15 protein-coding genes and 2 tRNA genes are annotated in these 14,914 nt (G+C 66.6%); 11 read left to right on the top strand and 6 right to left on the bottom strand.

What is annotated here, in order from left to right:
• Positions 1 to 99: 99 nt before the first annotated feature.
• Positions 100 to 414 (top strand): DMT family transporter, encoded by a 315-nt coding sequence (locus GGR73_RS13675; protein WP_003483069.1) that lies wholly within the window; start codon positions 100 to 102, stop codon positions 412 to 414.
• A 202-nt stretch (positions 415 to 616) separates the two neighbouring features.
• On the opposite strand, the gene coq7 is transcribed toward GGR73_RS13675, so the two are convergent.
• The gene (gene coq7 / locus GGR73_RS13670; RefSeq protein ID WP_184457376.1) at positions 617 to 1,270 is read right to left on the bottom strand and encodes a 2-polyprenyl-3-methyl-6-methoxy-1,4-benzoquinone monooxygenase; all 654 of its coding nucleotides are present in this window, start codon (positions 1,268 to 1,270) and stop codon (positions 617 to 619) included.
• 181 nt (positions 1,271 to 1,451) lie between these two features.
• Here coq7 and rplM point away from each other — a divergent pair, with 181 nt between their 5' ends.
• The gene (gene rplM, locus GGR73_RS13665; RefSeq protein WP_003483082.1) at positions 1,452 to 1,880 is read left to right on the top strand and encodes a 50S ribosomal protein L13; all 429 of its coding nucleotides are present in this window, start codon (positions 1,452 to 1,454) and stop codon (positions 1,878 to 1,880) included.
• Positions 1,881 to 1,882: 2 nt separating this feature from the next.
• Positions 1,883 to 2,275 carry a 30S ribosomal protein S9 gene (gene rpsI, locus GGR73_RS13660; protein WP_016902423.1) on the top strand — a complete coding sequence of 131 codons (393 nt, stop codon included), beginning with the start codon at positions 1,883 to 1,885 and terminating at the stop codon, positions 2,273 to 2,275.
• Between the two features lie 414 nt (positions 2,276 to 2,689).
• On the opposite strand, the gene GGR73_RS13655 is transcribed toward rpsI, so the two are convergent.
• Positions 2,690 to 2,764: transfer RNA gene (locus tag GGR73_RS13655), tRNA-Gln, on the bottom strand.
• A 52-nt stretch (positions 2,765 to 2,816) separates the two neighbouring features.
• A tRNA-Met gene (locus tag GGR73_RS13650) sits at positions 2,817 to 2,893 on the bottom strand.
• 118 nt (positions 2,894 to 3,011) lie between these two features.
• Here GGR73_RS13650 and GGR73_RS13645 point away from each other — a divergent pair.
• From GGR73_RS13645 to bfr, 3 genes are all read left to right on the top strand, one after another.
• Positions 3,012 to 3,629 (top strand): RNA pyrophosphohydrolase, encoded by a 618-nt coding sequence (locus GGR73_RS13645; protein ID WP_184457374.1) that lies wholly within the window; start codon positions 3,012 to 3,014, stop codon positions 3,627 to 3,629.
• 80 nt (positions 3,630 to 3,709) lie between these two features.
• Positions 3,710 to 3,919: a (2Fe-2S)-binding protein gene (locus tag GGR73_RS13640; protein ID WP_024938191.1), complete on the top strand. Its 210-nt coding sequence runs from the start codon at positions 3,710 to 3,712 to the stop codon at positions 3,917 to 3,919.
• Positions 3,920 to 4,259: 340 nt separating this feature from the next.
• On the top strand, positions 4,260 to 4,730 hold the full coding sequence (bfr, locus tag GGR73_RS13635; RefSeq protein ID WP_005990707.1) for a bacterioferritin: 471 nt from the start codon (positions 4,260 to 4,262) through the stop codon (positions 4,728 to 4,730).
• A 332-nt stretch (positions 4,731 to 5,062) separates the two neighbouring features.
• Here the strand turns inward: bfr and GGR73_RS13630 are convergent, their stop codons facing one another.
• From GGR73_RS13630 to GGR73_RS13620, 3 genes are read right to left on the bottom strand one after another with little or no spacing between them, the layout of a single operon-like run.
• Positions 5,063 to 7,327 (bottom strand): ATP-binding protein, encoded by a 2,265-nt coding sequence (locus tag GGR73_RS13630; RefSeq protein WP_166771808.1) that lies wholly within the window; start codon positions 7,325 to 7,327, stop codon positions 5,063 to 5,065.
• A 39-nt stretch (positions 7,328 to 7,366) separates the two neighbouring features.
• Positions 7,367 to 9,325, bottom strand: coding sequence for an EAL domain-containing response regulator (locus tag GGR73_RS13625; protein WP_184457372.1), 1,959 nt, complete (start codon positions 9,323 to 9,325; stop codon positions 7,367 to 7,369).
• Between the two features lie 38 nt (positions 9,326 to 9,363).
• Entirely contained in the window at positions 9,364 to 9,990 is a 627-nt protein-coding gene (locus GGR73_RS13620) for a DUF4126 domain-containing protein (RefSeq protein ID WP_102255577.1), read from the bottom strand.
• Between the two features lie 143 nt (positions 9,991 to 10,133).
• On the opposite strand from GGR73_RS13620, the gene GGR73_RS13615 reads away from it, so the two are divergent.
• The 5 genes from GGR73_RS13615 (at position 10,134) to nudC (ending at position 14,906) form a co-directional block, all read left to right on the top strand.
• Positions 10,134 to 10,871: a DUF6776 family protein gene (locus GGR73_RS13615; protein WP_456362969.1), complete on the top strand. Its 738-nt coding sequence runs from the start codon at positions 10,134 to 10,136 to the stop codon at positions 10,869 to 10,871.
• A gap of 3 nt (positions 10,872 to 10,874) precedes the next feature.
• Positions 10,875 to 11,324: a bactofilin family protein gene (locus tag GGR73_RS13610; RefSeq protein WP_184457369.1), complete on the top strand. Its 450-nt coding sequence runs from the start codon at positions 10,875 to 10,877 to the stop codon at positions 11,322 to 11,324.
• Positions 11,325 to 11,406: 82 nt separating this feature from the next.
• Entirely contained in the window at positions 11,407 to 11,793 is a 387-nt protein-coding gene (gene erpA / locus GGR73_RS13605) for an iron-sulfur cluster insertion protein ErpA (RefSeq protein ID WP_184457368.1), read from the top strand.
• Positions 11,794 to 12,438: 645 nt separating this feature from the next.
• Entirely contained in the window at positions 12,439 to 13,701 is a 1,263-nt protein-coding gene (locus GGR73_RS13600) for a lipase family protein (protein ID WP_102250947.1), read from the top strand.
• Between the two features lie 314 nt (positions 13,702 to 14,015).
• Positions 14,016 to 14,906, top strand: coding sequence for an NAD(+) diphosphatase (nudC, locus tag GGR73_RS13595; protein WP_184457366.1), 891 nt, complete (start codon positions 14,016 to 14,018; stop codon positions 14,904 to 14,906).
• The last annotated feature ends 8 nt before the right edge of the window (positions 14,907 to 14,914 follow it).

Genomic DNA, 14,914 nt, shown 5'->3' with positions numbered 1-14,914 from the left:
CGCCACGCGATGACCTCGCGTTCCACAGCCGACGGCGGCCCAGTGTGCAAACACTGGGCCGCTTTTTTTTTGTGCGTTTTTCAAGTGAGGAGTAATGCGATGCCCTGGATCTATCTGCTGCTGGCCGGCCTGTTCGAAATCGGTTTTGCCATGGGCCTGAAGTACAGCGACGGCTTCACCCGCCTGTGGCCGACCGTGCTGACGATCGGTCTGGCGGGCATCAGCCTGTGGTTCCTGACCCAGGCACTGAAGACCATCCCGGTCGGCACCGGTTACGCGATCTGGACCGGGATCGGCGCGCTGGGCGTGACCATCGCCGGCATCGCGCTGTTCGGCGACAGCGCGTCGTGGTCGCGTCTGGCCTGCATCGGCCTGATCGTGGCCGGGGTGATCGGGCTGAAGCTGGTGGGCTAGTCGTGGTCAGTCCTGCTTCGCAGGCCTGCCCCCCAAGGTTTGCTGCGCAAACCTTGGGCCCCACTTCGTAGCAGCCTATCCCCCCGCCTTCGGCGCGCCCCCTTAACAGAAGGGGGCTCTGCTCCAACGGGGTGTTGCGAGGTGTGGGGCACGGTTTGCTGGGCGTCGCCAGCCGCCAATCCCCAATCCCCAATCCCCCCGGCTACAGCCGGTACGCCACCGCTTTCATCAGCTTGGAGGCCAGGGCCATGGCGCTGGGGATCGGGGGTGGGAGAGTGCGCGCGCCGGCCTGTTCGGCCTGGTCGGCGTGGCGGGCTTCGTCGATCTTCATCACGCGCAGGATCGCGCGGCTGCGCTGGTCGCCCTCGGGGAGGGTTTCCAGGTGTTCATCCAGATGGGCCTCGACCTGGCGCTCGGTTTCGACCACGAAGCCCAGGCTCCAGTCGTCGCCGCGCAATCCGGCCAGGGCGCCGAGCGCGTAGCTGCCGGCGTACCAGAGCGGGTTGAACAGGCTGGGGCGGCTGTCCAGCTCGTGCAGGCGGTCGGCGCACCAGGCCAGATGGTCGGTTTCTTCCTGCGCCGCCTCGAGCAGATGGTGCTGGGTTTGGGCATCGCGGGCGACCGCGGCCTGTCCGAAATACAGGCCTTGCGCGCAGACTTCGCCGACGTGGTTGATCCGCATCAAGCCGGCGGCGTGGCGACGCTGGTCCGGTTCCAGTGCGACGTCGGGCGTGTCGGCGGCCGGGTTGGGCCGCTCGGCGGGCGGATTGCCGAATACCGTGTCCAGCGCGCGCTGGGCTTCGACCAGCAGCCGGTCGAGCGGGCCATGCAGTCGGAAAGAGGAGATCTGGGTCATGCGCCGATTCTGGCCCCGGACCGAGCCGCTGCCAACCGCCAGCGCTCCAGCCAGCAGGCGACTTGCGTGGCCTTGTATCGTCCCGTACAATCCCGCCTCTTCTGTTTCGCCTTCACAACGCGTGGCAAAGTTCCAGCGGTCATTGCCGCTGCAATCCGCCCGACCACTCAAGAGTTTTCTCATGACTACGTTCACCGCCAAGTCCGAGACCGTCCAGCGCGACTGGTATCTCGTTGACGCCGCCGGCAAGACGCTCGGCCGTCTGTCCACCGAACTGGCCCGCCGCCTGCGCGGCAAGCACAAGCCGGTTTATACCCCGCACGTCGATACCGGCGATTACCTCGTGGTGATCAATGCCGAAAAGATCGTGGTCACGGGCAACAAGCTGAAAGACAAGAAGTATCACCGCTTCACCGGCTACATCGGTAACCTCAAGACCGAGAGCCTGGAGCAGGCGCTGCAGCGCCACCCGGAGCGCGTGATCGAAATCGCCGTCAAGGGCATGCTGCCGAAGGGCCCCCTGGGCCGCACCATGTACCGCAAGCTCAAGGTCTATTCGGGTGCCGAGCATCCGCACGCCGCCCAGCAGCCGCAAGTTCTGGATATCTAATCATGGCTATCACGCAAAACTACGGCACTGGCCGCCGCAAGTCCTCCACCGCTCGCGTGTTCCTGCGCAAGGGTACCGGCAACATCACCGTCAACGACCGTCCGCTGGACGAGTTCTTTGGCCGTGAGACTGCACGCATGATCGTGCGTCAGCCGCTGGAACTCACCAAGAACACCGAAAGCTTCGACATCCTGGTCACCGCCTCCGGCGGCGGCACCACCGGCCAGGCCGGTGCGATCCGTCTGGGCATCGCCCGTGCGCTGGTCGAGTACGACGAAACCCTGAAGTCCGAGCTGCGCAAGGCCGGCTTCATGACCCGTGACGCCCGCGAAGTCGAGCGTAAGAAGGTCGGTCTGCACAAGGCCCGTCGCGCGACCCAGTTCTCCAAGCGCTGATCCATTGCGTTTGTTGCGTCCCGGTTCGCCGGGGCGCCTGCTTCAAAAGCCCGGCCATGCCGGGCTTTTGTCGTTTTGGGGCCTGCGCAGTGGGTGCCTGCAGTCGGTGGCCTGCTATGTCGAGGCAGATTTTTCCTTGCCCAGGTCTGGTGACTTTCGCAAACGCTGGCTGGTCATCTCGTGTGTACCGGCCGCTGCGCCTACGCACGGCGGCATGGGGTGATGCCGCGGTGGCCGGGCTCTGTGCCTGACTATTGGTGCCTGTCTGACCCGGGATCCATTTTCGACCAGGGTGGGTGTCGCCTTCGGTGATCGCTGTTCGGCCTTGGGGCGGGAATGCTTGCTGCACGAATGCCGGCAAGCAGTAATCGGGCAACAAAAAAGGCCCGATCGTCAGATCGGACCTTTCGTGTTTGGCTGCCCCGGATGGATTCGAACCACCGAATGCCTGAGTCAGAGTCAGGTGCCTTACCGCTTGGCGACGGGGCAATAAAACGTGTTGAACCAAGAGTATTGCATGCCCAGGTGGGCCTGAAAACCTTGGTGGCTATGGGTGGACTCGAACCACCGACCCCAGCATTATGAGTGCTGTGCTCTAACCGGCTGAGCTACATAGCCTAGGGAGCCGGTAATTCTTACCAAGCGCCCGCGTGTTGTCAAGCATTTCGTTTTCAGCTTGTGAGCCGGCCGTCGCCGTGGCAGAGTCGGTGACAGTAGATTTTCAGGAGTCCGCATCGTGATCGATCCGGACGGTTTCCGGCCAAACGTCGGCATCGTGCTGATGCGAGAGGATGGTCAGGTGTTCTGGGCACGACGTGTGCGCAGGGACGGCTGGCAGTTCCCGCAAGGTGGCATGAATACCGATGAGACACCCGTAGAAGCCATGTACCGCGAGTTGCGCGAAGAAACCGGGTTGTTGCCCGAGCATGTCGAATTGCTCGGTGCCACCCCCGGATGGCTGCGCTATCGCCTGCCGAGCCGGGCAGTGCGGCGCAATGAGCGTCAGGTCTGCATCGGCCAGAAGCAGGTCTGGTTCCTGCTGCAGTTCACCGGCCACGAATCCCATCTCAAGCTCGACCACACCGACACGCCGGAGTTCGACCACTGGCGCTGGGTGGATTTCTGGTATCCGGTCGAGCATGTGGTGATGTTCAAGCGTGGGGTCTATGCGCGCGCGCTGCGTCATCTGGCTCCGCTGGCGCAGACCATCGCGGGCTCTGCGGCGGTCGGGGTGATGCCCGAGCGCGCGCTGGAGGCCTGGTTGCCGGGCAGCAGCGCGGCCGGGCACGACAGTCCGCGCAAGCGTCTACGCAAGCGGGGCGGGCCTCGTGCGGTACGGATTAATAATGATTAACGTTTGGAATTGACACCTATTCTCGTTTGCGGTGCAATCAGCGCCGGTCCTCTCCGGATCGCCAGCACCCGACCGATACCGTGTACGTCTGCATCTGTAATGGGGTCACCGACCACCAGATCCGCGAAGCGGCCGAGAATGGCTGCGCCAGCCTAGCCGAGCTGACCATGCGCACCGGCTGTGGTTCGAACTGTGGGTCGTGCCTGGAAATGGCGGGCGACGTGCTGAGCCAGGCCCATGCGAGCCGTGCGCTGCCGTTGCCCATGCTGGGGCTTGCCAGCGCTGCCTGAGCGCCTTCCGCTGTGCTCGCGCACTGTCGGTAACGGACTGCCGCGAGCAGGTTGCCGGTCTGGCTCGCTCTACAGTCGTTCTGTCGCGCCGCCAAGGCGCGATCGATAGGTCGCCTTCCTGGCTGACCATAATGCGGTCAGGTCGTAACCCTGCGGTTGCCGTTCGATCGACAGCGCGCGATCGTTCGGCGAATGATCGATGCGCACGTTACGTGCAACAGGCCATCTGCCGGCCACCTGCGGGCGGGCAGGCGTCGCGCAACTGATCACGATTCGCGTTCCTTCATGCGCCGCGGCAACGCGCTACAGTGCGGCCGGCTCACTGTCTCGGAGACATCGCATGAAGGGCGATACCAAGGTCATCGAGTACCTCAACAAGGTGCTCTACAACGAACTCACTGCGATCAACCAGTACTTTCTGCACGCCAAGATGCTGAAGAACTGGGGCCTGAAAGAACTGGCCGAGCATGAGTACAAGGAATCCATCGACGAGATGAAGCATGCGGACAAGCTGTCCGACCGCATCCTGTTCCTCGAAGGACTTCCGAATTTCCAGGCGCTGGGCAAGCTGCGCATCGGCGAGAACCCCACCGAGATGTTCCGCTGCGATCTGGCGCTGGAGCGCGAGGCAGTTGCCGTGCTGCGCGAGGCCGTGGCCTATGCGGAGACCGTCAACGACTACGTCAGCCGCCAGCTGCTGGTGGACATCCTGGAATCGGAAGAAGAGCACATCGACTGGCTGGAAACGCAGCTGGATCTGGTGGCGCGCATCGGCGAGCCGAATTACCTGCTGACCAAGCTGGACGACTGAGGGCGCTCAGCGCGGTGCTGGTCGGCGTTGTGTCGGGATCAGCGCAATGGGGTGAGTCAGTAGGCGCTTGCACTGCTGGGGAGCATGCAGGCGCTGCATGGGTGTCGTGCTGTCGCTGTGGCTGGCCGCATTTGGCTGCGCGCACCTCAACCCCCACCTCTTTCCGCGCCCCCGGGCCCGCGTCTGCGACGCAGGCGCTCCAGGGCACGCACGCCAGTGGCGCGCAAGCCCTGCCTTTTCGCCGCGGCGGAGCAGGGCGGAATTTTTCTTCGCGGGATGTCTTCGACTGTGTTGCCTGGCGGTTGTTGTCGTCGGCTGCAGGCTTGCGCGGTTCAGCCGGCTGTGCGGGCCTTGGCCTGGAGGCGGGCGACCTGGCCGAGCAGCGCCAGACGGGCGCGTGCGTATTCGGCGATGACCAGCGCCACCATCACCGAGGGGCGTTCGATGGTGCCGGTGCGCGCGGCCAGTTCGATCCGGCGCGCGGCATTGGCCAGCGCCTGGGCGCCGACATTGGCGCTTGAGGATTTGAGCGTATGCGCCAGATCGCGCAGCTGCATGCTGTCGCGGTTGGTGGCTGCGGTTTCCAGGCGCTCGATGATGCCGGGTGCGTCTTCCAGGAACAGCTGCAGGATGGTGATGGTGTCCGCGCCCGCCACCTCGTACAGCTCATCGATCACGCTGTTGTCCAGGATCGGCAGGGCGCGCGCCTGCGCGGCGCTAACGCTTTCGGGATCGCCCGCTGCCTGGCTGCCGATGGCCGGGCCAGGCAGCAGCGGTTGGCGCGGCAGCCAGCGTTGCAGGCAGGCGTCGAGCTGCTCGCGGGCGACCGGTTTGGACAGATAGTCGTCCATGCCGGCGGCCAGGCAGCGTTCGCGATCGCCGGCCATGGCGTTGGCGGTCATCGCCACGATCGGGATCGGGCGGCCGCCGCTCTCGGTTTCCATCGCGCGCCAGCGGCGGGTAGCGGCATAGCCGTCCAGCACCGGCATCTGGCAATCCATGAAGACCATGTCGTAGCGGGTGGACTCCATGCTGCTCAGCGCGGCTTCGCCATCGGTGGCGGTATCGGCGTCGAAGCCGAGCACGGCCAGCAGTTTCTGCGCGACCAGCAGGTTCACCGGGTTGTCTTCCACCAGCAGGATGCGCACGTCGCGCGCGTTGGCCAGCGCCGGCGCCATCGGCTCGGGAATCATCGCCGCGGCCAGCGTGGCCGCGTGGGCCGGCCTCGGCTCGGGCGGCAGCACCAGCGAGCGCAGGGTCTCGTCCGGGCTCTGGCGCGGCACCAGGGTGGCATTGTCCTGCAGCTCGGACGGCACCGGCTCGTCGCCGTACAGCCAGATCAGGCGTGCGCCGCTGAGGTCGTCCGGGCGCGCGAGTGCGCGATGCACGGCGCGTGCGCTGTAGCGCAGCGTGTCGTGGTCGGCGATGACGCAGCGGAAGCCTTCGCTGTCGCTGTGGCGACGCACCCGCTCCAGCGCTTCCTGGGTGGTTTCCATCAGCACGTGCGATACGCCCCAGCTGTCCAGCAGGCGCTTGAGGCGCTGCAACAGGCGGGTGTCGGAGCTGATCACCATCACTCGCGCGGCATCGGCGCCGGCGTTCTGCTGCAGGTCGCCGATGACCTTGAGCAGCGGGATTTCGAACCAGAACGTGGCGCCGCGCCCGGGCTCGGACTCCACGCCGATGCGGCCGCCCATCAGGTCGATGATGCGCTTGCAGATCGCCAGTCCCAGGCCGGTGCCGCCGTACAGGCGCGTGGTGGAGGCGTCGGCCTGGGCGAAGGAGCGGAACAGGCGTGCCTGCTGATCCGGGGCGATGCCGATGCCGGTGTCGCGCACCTGGAAGCGCAGCAGATGCTGGGCGCGGGTCTCGCCCAGGCGACGCAGCTGGATGTCGACGCTGCCGCGCTCGGTGAACTTGATCGCATTGCCGATCAGGTTGCCCAGCACCTGGCGCAGGCGGATCGGGTCGCCGCGCACCAGCAGGCGCACCGACGGTTCGATATCCAACCCCACACGCAGCTGCTTGCCTTCAGCGGTGCGCTGCAGCAGCTGCACGACGCCGTCGAGCAGCTCGCGCAGGTTGAAGGTGGTGATCTCCAGTTCGAGCTTGTTGGCTTCGAGTTTGGAGTAGTCGAGGATGTCGTCGACGATGCGCAGCAGTTGCAGCGAGCTGCCGGTGGCGGTCTGCAGCATGTCGCGCTGGTCCAGGCTGAGCTGGCCGCTGGAGATCAGTTCCAGCATCGGAATGATGCCGTTGAGCGGGGTGCGGATTTCGTGGCTCATGGTGGCCAGGAATTCGCCCTTGGCCAGCGTGGCGGCCTCGGCGGCCTGCTTGGCGCGCAACAGTTCCTGTTCGAGCGCGCCGTGACGCTGCAGTTCCTGCTGCAGGCGCTCACGCGCGAGGTCGGCTTCCTCCAGGCGTTGCAACAGGGCGTACTGCGCGCGCGCGCTGCGGTAGCCGGCAACGGCAGCGCCCAGACCGAATACCACTGCCAGTGCTGCAGAGAGCGCCGTCACTGCGCGCCACGGCCCGTCGATGGCCGACCACTGCAGGCCCGCACCCAGCGCAGCGACCAGCGCGGTCAGCGTGGCCAGGCTGCTCCAGGCGCGGAGGCCTCCTGCCCGCGCTGTCACTCAGAGCACCGCGTTCGTGAAGTCGAAGTCCAGTTCCTTGCCGACCGTCTGCACCAGGTTGCCCTGGATGAAGTCCACGCCGCTCATCCACATCGCCGCAGCCGCCTGCGGATCTTCGATGCGTTGGCCGATGATCAGCAGGCCGCGCTGATGGGCGATATTGATCACGCTGCGCAGTTCGTCGCGGACTGCCGTGTTGCCGTGGGCATCGGCGAAGCGGTTGGCCATGCGCACGAAGCTCAGCGGCAACTGGTCCAGCAGCGCGTTGGCCTCGTCGCCGGGCTCGAACTGGCTCAGGCAGAACTGCACACCGGCCGGCATCAATTTGGCGCAGAACTGCTGCACGGTGACCGCGTGGATCAGGGCATCGTCCAGGCGCAGGTCGACGATCAACGATTGCCCGGCCACGCCGCGCTCGAGCAGCGCCTTGAGCAGCCAGTCGGCAAAGGCATCGCGCGCCAGCGTGCGCGGCGACTGCGACACGAACAGCCGCAGCGGCGGGTGGGCGTGCTGGTACAGATGCAGCAGGCCGAGCGCGTGATCCATGACCTGCTGGTCGAGATCGGCGATGCGTCCGGCCGCTTCGGCGGCGGGAATCACCTGGCCGGCCGACAGCAGCGTGCCGTCGGCCTGGCGCAGCCGCAGCAGCACCTGGTATTGCGCGGTGTCGCCGCCGGCCACCGCCACGATCGGTTGATAGGCCAGTTCGAGCTGGCCTTCCACCAGGCGCAGTTGCTCCTGCTGTTCGGCCTGGCTGGGGGCCAGATAGGCCTGCACGCCGTCGCTGCGCAGGCGTGCCTGCAGCGCGGTGCGCTCGACCGCTTCCAGCGCGCTGCCGGTGTCGTCGAAGCCCAGGCCCAGCGGTGCCACGCCGATGGCGCAGCGCACGTGCACCGATTCCTCCTCGCGCACCGGGAAGGCATGCGCCGACAGCCGCTGGCGGATCTCCAGCGCATGCTGTTCCAGGCTGGATTCGGGCATGTCCACGCCCAGCAACAGGAAGCTGTTGTCGTTCAAGCGCGCCAGCGGATACGGGTGCGCGGCACTGGCCAGGCGATGCCCGGCCTGGGTCATCAGACGCTCGTAGGCGGCATAGCCGTAGCGCTCGCGCAGGCCGAGCGCGCTGGCGATTTCGATGAAGAACAGCCCGCCGGCCTGCTTGCGCGCCAGCGCATCGGCCAGCAGTTCCATCACATGGCCGCGCGTCGGCAGGCCGGTTTCCGGATTGCTGCGCACGCTGACCGGTTCGCCGGCCTGCTGCAGCGCCTGTTGGCGGGCGCGGCGGATGCGGTTGGACACCGCGGCGATCAGGTGGCGTGGACGGATCGGCTTGGTCAGAAAATCGTCGGCGCCGCTGTCGAGCACTTCGAACTGACGCTCCGGATCGGGGTCGCCGGTCAAGAACACGATCGGCAGCAACTGCTGGCCCGGCTGCTGGCGGATCAGGGTGGTCAGGCGGATGCCGTCCAGCTCGGGCATGTGCAGGTCCATCAGGATCAGATCCGGGTGGTAGTCCTGGATCGCCTGCGGCACGCTGGCGGCGGTCATTTCCACCTGTGCATGCATGCCGGCGCCGTGCAGCACGCTCTGCGCAAACAGCGCCTGCGAGCGGTCGTCCTCGACGATCAGCACGCGGTACGGCGCGTCGGCGGCGGCGTTGTCATCGCCCTCGCGCGGGGTTGAGGCGGTCGTTGGCGTCGGCGCTGCGGCCGTCGCGTGCGCGCTGCTGCCTTGTGCAGCGGACTGCGCTGGCGCCATCGGCAGGATCATTGCGGGTGCGGCAGCGAGCGCCGGCGCCGGAATGATGGCCGCGCTCACCGGCTCGGCGACGGTGGACGCCGCCGCGGTCTCGTCGGCCCAGCGGCGCCAATAGTCGGCCGGCGGCGTTTCGGCGCGCAATGGACGATTGCGCGTGGCGGTGTCGTCACGGGTGAAAGGAACCGGATCTCGGGCGGCCATCGATACTCCCTGCAGTCGCGATGATTATGCGATGAACTTCACGATAGCGGGGAGCGACGTGCAGCCGGCGTGGTGGTGGAACGCATCGGCGCGACCAGCCGGCGCATGCCCCGCCACAGCAGGCGCCACACCCACCACACCACCAGCGTGGCCAGCACGCTGGAACCCACGGCAACACTGAGTGCCAGCAACGGGTGCGCCAGTGCCAGCGCCAGCGCGGTGGTGGTGATGGTGTCTTCGGCCAGCGAGGCGACCCAGTTGCTGGCCGGTTCCGGCGAGGTGTTGAGCAAGGCGCGGGTGCCGGCCTTGAGGGTATGGCTGGTCAGCGCCACGCCGGCGCCGGCGGCCAGCACGCCCGTGCTCAGGTCACCGTCCGGCGACAGCGTGGCCGCGGCCAGGAAGGCACCGGCCGGCACGCGTGCCAGGGTCTGCAGCAGGTCCCAGCCCGAATCCACGCCGGGGATCTTGTCGGCGAAGAATTCGGCCACCGCCAGTGCACCGGAGGTGCCCAGCACCCACCACGACTGTGCCGGGTGCAGGGCGGGCGGCAGCTCGATCCAGCCGAGCAGGCCGGCCAGGCCGACACCGAACACGGTGAGATAGACACGGATGCCGGCCAGCCAGGCCAGCAGGATGCCGATCACGAACAGATGGGCTTCGCTCATGGCGTCGTCGATCTCTGCAAACAATTGCAGAACTATCGCAGAACTTTGGGATAACCGCCGGTCCAGCGCCAGCACGACGGTCAGTGGCGCTCTGGCACACTACGCCGCCCATGACTGCGCCGGCCCGTCCGGACCCGATGCCCATGCGACCAGCCGCACGCGTTCAGATCGTCCAACGTGACTCCGGCGGTGGCCGTCCCCGCGGCCGCTGGTTATGGCTGGTGATTGCGCTGGTATGGCTGGCGTCGCTGGGCGTGACGTGGTGGATGGCCAGCCGCACTGCCGCGCCGCGTCTGGTCCAGGCCGAGGCGGCGCTGCAGCAGGCGCAGCGCAACCAGGCCCAGCAGCGTCGGCAGATCGCGCAGCTGCAGCAGCGCCAGGTCAACCTGGCGATGTCCGACAAGATCAGCCGCGCCGCCAATACCGAGGTGCAGGCCTCGCTGGCCGAGCGCGACGAGCAGATCGCCGCACTGCGCGCGGATGTGGCGTTCTACGAGCGCCTGGTGGGCTCCACCGCGCAGCGCAAGGGGCTGAACGCGCACTCGGTGCAATTCACCGCCGAGGCCGGCGGCACCTGGAACTACAGCGTGGTGCTGACCCAGAACCTCAACCGCGGCGCGATCAGCCAGGGCCAGCTGCGCTTTGCGGTGGAAGGCGTGCGTGCCGGCAAGCTGGTCACGGTGAGCTGGAACGAGCTGCACCAGAAGCCGGATGCGGCCGGGCAGCCGTACTCGTTCCGCTATTTCCAGCAATTGGACGGCAGCGTGATCCTGCCGAAGGATTTCACTCCGCAACGTGTCAAAATCGCCCTGAGCGGCGATGGGGCGCCGGTCAATCAGACATTCGACTGGAAAGTCGCCGGGAATGGCGCGGGGGAGTAGCTGATGTTCGGAAACAAATCCAACCGTGGTACGCAAACCGTGGTCGACACCTTGATCGGGCCGCAGGTGGTCATCCGCGGCGACCTGATGTTCAGCGGCGGGCTGTATGTGGAAGGCCGCATCCTAGGCAAGGTGATTGCCGAAGACGGCGCCAGCGCCACCTTGACGGTGGCCGAGCAGGGCAGCATCGAGGGCGAGGTGCGCGCGCCGGTGGTAATCATCAATGGCCAGCTGACCGGCGACGTGCATGCCGCCGAGCGGGTGGAACTGGCCGCCAACGCGCGGGTGCAGGGCAATGTGCATTACCAGGTGGTGGAGATGAGCGCCGGCGCGCAGCTCACCGGCCGCCTGATCCATGCCGCCACCGCCGGCGCGACCGCCGCGTTGCCGGCGCCGGAGGCCGGCCGCGTCGAGCCGGTCAAGGCCTTGCAGGCCGAGACTGCCGACGCCTGAGGGTGTGGCCTGCAGCTGAAGCGGGCGCCAGATTTGGCAAGCAGCGCTTGAAGTGGGGCCGCCTGGCCCCCATGCTGACGCCATGAGCACGCTCGTTTCGCTACCCACCGCCGCCCCGGCCCCGGACTATCAGTCCATCGACCGGCCGCTGAACTTTTCCGTGGCCGCTGCCAGCAAGGTGCGCGAGCTGATCCAGGAAGAAGGCAACGCCGAGCTGGCGTTGCGTGTCTACATCCAGGGTGGCGGCTGTTCCGGCTTCCAGTACGGCTTCGAGTTCGACGAGAACCGCGCCGAGGACGACCTAGCCGTGGATACCGACGGGGTGACGCTGCTGGTGGACCCGCTGAGCCTGCAGTACCTGATGGGCGCCGAAGTGGACTACACCGAAAGCCTGACCGGGGCGCAGTTCGTGATTCGCAATCCGAACGCCAAGACCACCTGTGGGTGCGGTAGCAGCTTCAGCGTCTGAATCGACGCGGTTGCTGGCGCTCGGTTGTTCGTGTGTGATGTTGCGGTCGACTCGCGGGCAATCTGCTGCCTGCGACGTTTTCAGGTCTGACATGGTGCAGTGATAACGGCAGTCGCGTGAGTGTGTCGATACGGCCTCACGCTGTGCGTCGCTTGCACGCGCTGTATGACTCTTGATGCGACGCGTGTTGCGGGTCAACGACACCGCAGCCGGGCGGATTTTCAAACGCCGATCCATGTGATCCATGCACTACGCAGATGCTCGCCGATGCACTGGCGAAGGCCACGCGCTATCGATGTACATGTCCAACGCGCTGTAAACATTCGCCTGCCGCGGGGTTCGCCATGCGCGCGCAAGCTTCGTGCGCGCGAGCTGGGCCGCGTGCGGCGATGGCGATACTGCACGCATGCCCAGCGCAGGTGCCAGCACATGCCGATTTGGATTCATGCATCGCGTCTTGCCTTGCGTGACGCGCGCGGGCGGTCGCCACTGCGCTGACCGAGCGTACCGCGCACCGCGCCGATTCCATCCCATGGTGCAGTCACCGCGCCGCCCAGCCCGCGGACGTTGATCGCGCAACGGATCTCGATCCTTCGACACGCCAGTCCCCTGCCCATTGCAGTCATCCACGAGAGAAGCCTCACCATGTTGCAGATCAGATCCCGTTCGACGCTGGGCCTGCTGGCCATGCTTGGTATCGCCAGCGCAGTGCTTGCACCCAGCGCGCAGGCATCGCCCGCACGCGGCAGCTTGCTCAGCAGCAACTTCCTGACCAGCTACACCCGGGATGCGATTGCCGCATTGCTCACCTCCGAGCCGCAGGCCGAACAGCCCAGATGCAATGTGCGCGTGGCCGAGTTCACCTATGCCACCGTCGGTGTCGATGGCGAGCCGGCCACTGCGTCGGGCGTGGTGCTGATTCCAGGCGGCGAGCGTTGCAGCGGGCCGTATCCGTTGCTGGGCTGGGGGCGGTCGACAGCGACGATCCGCAACGAGGAACAGGCCAAGGACATCCGTGATGCCAAGGGCGACGACCCGCTGGTCACACGTCTGGCCAGTCAGGGCTACGTGGTGGTCAGCAGCGATTATCTGGGGCTCGGTCAATCCAGCTATGGCTTCCATCCCTACCTGCATAGCGCGACCGAGGCCAGTGCGACGATCGATGCCCTGCGCGCGGCACGCAGCGTGTTGCAGCGCTTGAAGACGCCGTTATCCGGCAAGGTCATGCTGTCGGGGTATTCGCAAGGCGGCCATGCCGCACTGGCAACCCAGCGGGAAATCGAAGCGCATCTGTCCAGGGAGTTTCATCTGGTTGCCAGCGCGCCGATCTCCGGGCCCTACGCGCTGGAGCAGACCTTCGTGGACAGCTGGAGCGGGAGCAACGCGGTTGGCGAAAGCAGCTTCGGCATCATCCTGGGCAGCTACGCGATCGTCGCGATGCAGCACACGTATCGCAATATCTATCTGGCGGCCGGGCAGGTGTTTCAGGATCCGTGGGCGGCCCGAGTCGAGGCGCTGTTCCCCGGCAAGCTGGGCCTGACCGATCTGGTCCTGGGCGATACGCTGCCCGGGATCGACCAGCTCAAGGCGTACTTCCAGCCCGGGTTCTATCGCGACTTTGCCAGCAACCCCGGCAATCCGTTCCGCAAGGATCTGGCACGCAACGACCTGCTGGACTGGGCGCCGCAGACGCCGACGCTGCTATGCGGTTCGTCCAACGACGCCACCATTCCGCTGAAGAATGCGGTGACCGCAATTGCCGCTTTCAAGCATCGCGGCAGCACCCAGGCAGCGCTCGTCGATATCGGCAGTGGCGACCCCAACGACAACTCGGCGTTCGTGCATCTGACCACCAACGAACCGTGCATCGTCGCCGTGCGGCATCAGCTGCTGGACAAGCAGCGCTGAGGCCGGGATGGGGTGTTGCTGACAGCGCTGGATGATCAGCGCGTCCAGGATCGGCGCTGGACGCCTCGCCCTGCGATGGAGCCTTGTCGCTGTCACCGGCGACAGGGCTGAAGATGCCGGGATTCGGACCCGGCTGGCTGCAGAACATGTCGATCGCACGTGGCCTGCTCTGCGATGTGGCGCGCAATGTGACGCGGTCATGACCGCCCGGAGGGCGCCAGGTGGTGTTGACGTCTGAACGCGCGCCGCCGGGCGGGCCTGCATCTGTGGTGCGCTGCTTGCGGGCGATGCCGATTATCGGCAGGCTTGCGCCGATGTCAGAGTCTTCTTTTTCAACCTCCGGTTTTGCCTTCACCCATGCGCCGCTGGATCGTGGCGATCTGCTGCGTGACGATCCCGCGGCGCTGGCGCGTCTGTGGCCGCAAGGCCGCGTGCTGCTGCTCGATGCCAAGGGCACTGCGCTGGCCGATGCGGATGGCCAGCCGCTGCTGATGGACGGTGCCGCGCTTGGCGACGGGCCGGACGGGGCGATCTTTCTTGGGCTGCGCGATGACGTCGGCTGGTTCTGCCTGCCATCCGATGTGCTCGGCGTGGAAGCGCCGCAGCGCATCGACCTGCGCCAGGCCGCCGCCGACTGGCCGGCAGACATTTCTACCGCGTTCGCTTACGCGCGCGCGATGCTGCACTGGCAGTCGCGCACGCGCTTCTGCGGCGTCTGCGGCGGGGCGATCGCGTTCCGCCGGGCCGGCTTCATCGCCCATTGCACGCAATGTCAGACCGAGCATTACCCACGCGTGGACCCGGCGATCATCGTGGCGGTCAGCGATGGCGCGCGCTTGCTGCTGGGGCGGCAGACAAGCTGGGCGCCGGGGCGTTATTCGGTGATTGCCGGCTTTGTCGAACCCGGCGAGTCGCTGGAGCAGACCGTGGCGCGTGAGGTGTTCGAGGAAACCCGCGTGCAGGTGCAGGACTGCCGCTATCTGGGCGCGCAACCGTGGCCGTTCCCGGGTGCGCTGATGCTGGGCTTCACCGCGCGCGCTGCGGCAAGCGAGGTGCCGCAGGTCACCGGTGAACTGGAAGACGCGCGCTGGGTCAGCCATGCCGAGGTCACCGCGGCATTGGCCGGCGAAGGCCAGATCGGGCTGCCGCCGCGCATTTCCATCGCGCGGGCGCTGATCGAGCATTGGCATCGCGCGCATGGCTGAGCCGGGGC

This window comes from Xanthomonas sp. F14 (assembly GCF_014199865.1).
Note: the sequence above shows the minus strand (reverse complement) of the source record. Positions and strands in the feature narration are given on the sequence as shown.